Below are 3,705 nucleotides of genomic sequence, written 5' to 3'. Positions count from 1 at the left end.
ACCGGCTGCTGCGGCGCGGGCGGCGGCGAGGCCGCCAACGGCGGCGCCTGCTCCGCCTGCGGCTGCTCGGGGGCCTGCTCCTGCTGCGGAGCGGGGGCCTCCTGCGGCTTCTCCTCGGCGGCCGGGGCGGCGCCGCCGGACGGCGCGTCGCCCTCGTCGCCGATGATGGCGAGTTCCGCGCCGACCTCGACGGTCTCGTCCTCGGCGACGGTGATGCTGGTCAGGACGCCCGAGGCGGGCGAAGGGATCTCGGTGTCGACCTTGTCGGTCGACACTTCGAGAAGCGGCTCGTCGGTCTCGACGCGCTCACCCTCCTTCTTCAGCCAGCGGGTGACGGTGCCCTCGGTGACGCTCTCGCCGAGCTGGGGCATGGTGACGGAGACCGGCATGGCTCTCAGCGACTCCTTCGAAGAAATGAACCGTGCGGCGTTCAGCCGTGCACGTGCAATGGCTTGCCGGCGAGGGCGAGATGTGCCTCGCCGACTGCCTCGGATTGTGTCGGATGGGGGTGGATCAGCTGCGCGACCTCGTCGGGGAGGGCCTCCCAGTTGTAGATGAGCTGCCCCTCCGCGATGAGCTCGCCGACGCGCGCGCCCACCATGTGGAGGCCGAGGACGGGCCCGTCCACGGCCGCGATCACCTTGATCTCGCCCTGCGTCCCCAGGATCTTGCTCTTGGGGTTGCCGGCCAGGTCGTAGGTGACCTCCCTGATCTCGTGCCCGCGCTCCCGCGCCGTCGCCGAGGTGATGCCGACGGAGGCGACCTCGGGGTCGGAGTAGGTGATGCGCGGGACGCCGTCGTAGTCGATCGGGGGCGGGGTGAGCCCGCCCAGCCGCTCGGCGACGAGGATCCCCTCGGCGAAGCCGACGTGGGCCAGCTGCGGCGTCTCGATCAGATCGCCGACCGCCGAGATCGTGGGGACGCTGGTGCGGCAGTACTCGTCGACCTTGACGAAGCCGCGCTCGGTCTCGACGCCGGCCTCGGCGAGCCCGATGCCGTCGGAGACCGGGCCGCGGCCGACGGCGACGAGCAGCAGCTCCGCGTCGACCGTCTTGCCGTTGTCGAGCGACACCGCGATGCCGCCCTGGGTGGTCTTGCAGCCCTCGAAACGGGCGCCGAGCTCGAACTTGATGCCGCGCTTGCGGAACGCCCGCTCCAGCCGCTTGGAGCTGGACTCCTCCTCCAGCGGCAGCAGATGGGGGAGGGCCTCGACGATCGTGACGTCGGCGCCGAACGAGCGCCACACGCTCGCGAACTCGACGCCGATCACGCCGCCGCCGAGCACGACGACGGAGCCGGGCACGTGCTCGAGCCGCAGCGCGTGGTCGCTGGAGATGACGCGCTCGCCGTCGATCTCCAGGCCGGGCAGCGACCGCGGCGCCGACCCGGTGGCGAGGACGATGTGCGCGCCCTCGAGCGCGCGGACCGTCCCGTCCTGGGCGGTGACCTCGACCGTCGTCGGGCCGGTCAGCCGCCCGGTGCCGTGCACGATCTCGATGCCGCGGCCCTTGATGAGGCCGGTGAGGCCCTTGACGGTCGTCGTGACGACCTTGTCCTTGTAGGCGTTCACGCCGGCGACGTCGATGCCCTCGAACGCCGCCTTGACGCCGAACTTGGCGGCCTCGCGGGTCTGGTCCGCCACCTCGGCCGCGTGCAGCAGCGCCTTGGTGGGGATGCAGCCCCGGTTGAGGCAGGTCCCGCCGAGGGACTCGTCCCGCTCGACGAGCGCGACGGACTTGCCGAGCTCGGCGGCGCGCAGCGCGCACGCGTATCCGCCGCTGCCGGCACCTAGGACCACGATGTCGAAGGGGCCGCTGTTGGCCACTGGACGCTCCCTTTCCCGGGTTCTGGCGCCGCGTGGGTCGCGGCGCCGGGGGCGCGGCGGGGCGCTCCGGCAACGGGCCCCACCGCCTCGAGAAAACCTATTCGCTTGTCATCCCGGCCGCACCGGGCGTCCCTCAGAGGGTTCCGGCGGCGAGGTCCTCGGCGATCTGGACGAGCGTGCGGGTCGCGGCGCCGGTGCCGCCCTTCGGGGTGTAGCCGTACGGCTCGCCCTTGTGGAACGACGGGCCCGCGATGTCCAGGTGGGCCCACTTGACGCCGTCCCGGACGAACTCCTGGAGGAACACGCCCGCGACGAGCATGCCGCCCCAGCGGTCGCCGCTGATGTTGGCGAGGTCGGCGACCGCGGAGTCCAGGCCCTTGCGCAGCTCGGCCGGCAGCGGCATGCCCCAGGAGGGCTCGCCGGCGCGCCCGGCCGCGTCCACCACCTTCTCACGGACGGCGTCGTCGTTGGCCATGACCCCGGTGGTCCGGGTGCCGAGCGCGACGAGCTGCGCGCCGGTGAGGGTGGCGACGTCCACGATCAGGTCGGGGTCGTCCTCGGCGGCCCGCACCAGGGCGTCGGCGAGCACGAGGCGCCCCTCGGCGTCGGTGTTGAGGACCTCGACGGTCTTGCCGCCGTAGATGCGGATGACGTCGGACGGGCGCTGCGCGGTCCCGCTCGGCATGTTCTCGGCGGCGGCGAGGTAGCCGACGACGTTGACCTTCGGGCGGAGCCGGCCGATGGCGGCGAGCGCGCCGAGCACGGCGCCCGCGCCGCCCATGTCGGACTTCATCCAGTCCATGGCCTCGGACGGCTTGAGCGACAGGCCGCCGGAGTCGAACGTGATGCCCTTGCCGACCAGCGCGAGGGTCTTCGCGGCCTCCGGGTGGGTGTAGGAGAGCCGGATCAGCCGCGGCGGGTTGACCGAGCCCTGCCCGACCCCGACGAGGCCGCCGTAGCCGCCGTCCACCAGCGCCTTCTCGTCGAGCACCTCGATCGACAGGCCGGTCTCGCGGGCGACCCGCTCGGCCTCGCCCGCGAGGTCCTCCGGGCAGAGGTGGGACGGCGGGGTGTTCACCAGGTCGCGGACGAGCTTCACCGACTCGGCCAGGACGCGCGCGCGTTCGACGGCCGCCTCGGCGCCGTCGCCGCCCGCCAGCAGCGTGATCTCCTCGACCGGGCTCTTGTGCTCGCCGGTGCGGAAGGAGTCGAAGGAGTAGGCGCCCAGGAGCGCGCCCAGCGCGGCCGCCTCGACCCGCTCGGCGGACGCGGCGGGCAGCGCGACGGCGGCGCGGGCGGAACCGGCGCGGTAGCGCAGGGCGGCGACGGCGGCGTGGCGCAGGTCTTCGGCGGTGGGGTCCTCGCCGAGCCCGGCGGCGACGATCACCGGGGCGGGCACGGCGCCGAGCGTGGGCACGCGGGTGATCTCCCCGGCCTTGCCGGTCGCGCCCAGCGCGCCCAGCGCGGCGGCGAGCCGCCCGTCCAGGGCCCGGTCCAGCGCCTCGGCGCCGGCGGCCGGGGCGACTCCCTCCCCGCCGGGCGAGACACCGATCACGATCGCGTCGACGTCGAGGCTGTCCGGGGCTGCGCTGTCAAGGCTGATGGTCGTCACGTAGCCCGATGTTAGTCCTCTTGGGGGGCCGGTTCGTCCCCTGGGATCAAAGGTTCGTCCCGGTTCATCCCGCGGCGAGGACGATCAGCGCGCCCGTCCCGGCGATCTCCACGAGCGCGCCGAGGACGTCGCCGGTCACGCCGCCCAGCCGCCGGATCGCGTGCCGCAGGACCGCGAGCGCGGCGGCGAGCCCGAACCCGGCGGCGCCGTCGGCGAGCGGGGCGCCGTCCGTCCCGTCCGGGGCCGCCCCCGCCCCGGCGGCGGCGGC

Annotated in this window: 4 protein-coding genes; all 4 read right to left on the bottom strand. The window is 74.1% G+C overall.

Features of this window, described 5'->3' with window-relative positions:
* A partial coding sequence (locus ACFQ11_RS37300; RefSeq protein ID WP_378307619.1) for a biotin/lipoyl-containing protein occupies nucleotides 1–389 on the bottom strand: 389 nt, incomplete at its 3' end.
* 41 nt (nucleotides 390–430) lie between these two features.
* Nucleotides 431–1,825, bottom strand: a complete 1,395-nt coding sequence (gene lpdA / locus ACFQ11_RS37295; RefSeq protein ID WP_378307617.1) for a dihydrolipoyl dehydrogenase — start codon at nucleotides 1,823–1,825, stop codon at nucleotides 431–433.
* Between the two features lie 133 nt (nucleotides 1,826–1,958).
* The gene (locus ACFQ11_RS37290) at nucleotides 1,959–3,437 is read right to left on the bottom strand and encodes a leucyl aminopeptidase (RefSeq protein ID WP_378307615.1); all 1,479 of its coding nucleotides are present in this window, start codon (nucleotides 3,435–3,437) and stop codon (nucleotides 1,959–1,961) included.
* A 64-nt stretch (nucleotides 3,438–3,501) separates the two neighbouring features.
* Nucleotides 3,502–3,705: adenosylcobinamide-GDP ribazoletransferase (locus tag ACFQ11_RS37285; RefSeq protein WP_378307613.1), on the bottom strand; the 204-nt coding region annotated here is incomplete at its 5' end.

This window comes from Actinomadura sediminis (genome assembly GCF_042675525.1).
Taxonomy (GTDB): Bacteria; Actinomycetota; Actinomycetes; order Streptosporangiales; family Streptosporangiaceae; genus Spirillospora; species Spirillospora sediminis.
This window is presented reverse-complemented; position numbering and strand designations above follow the sequence as displayed.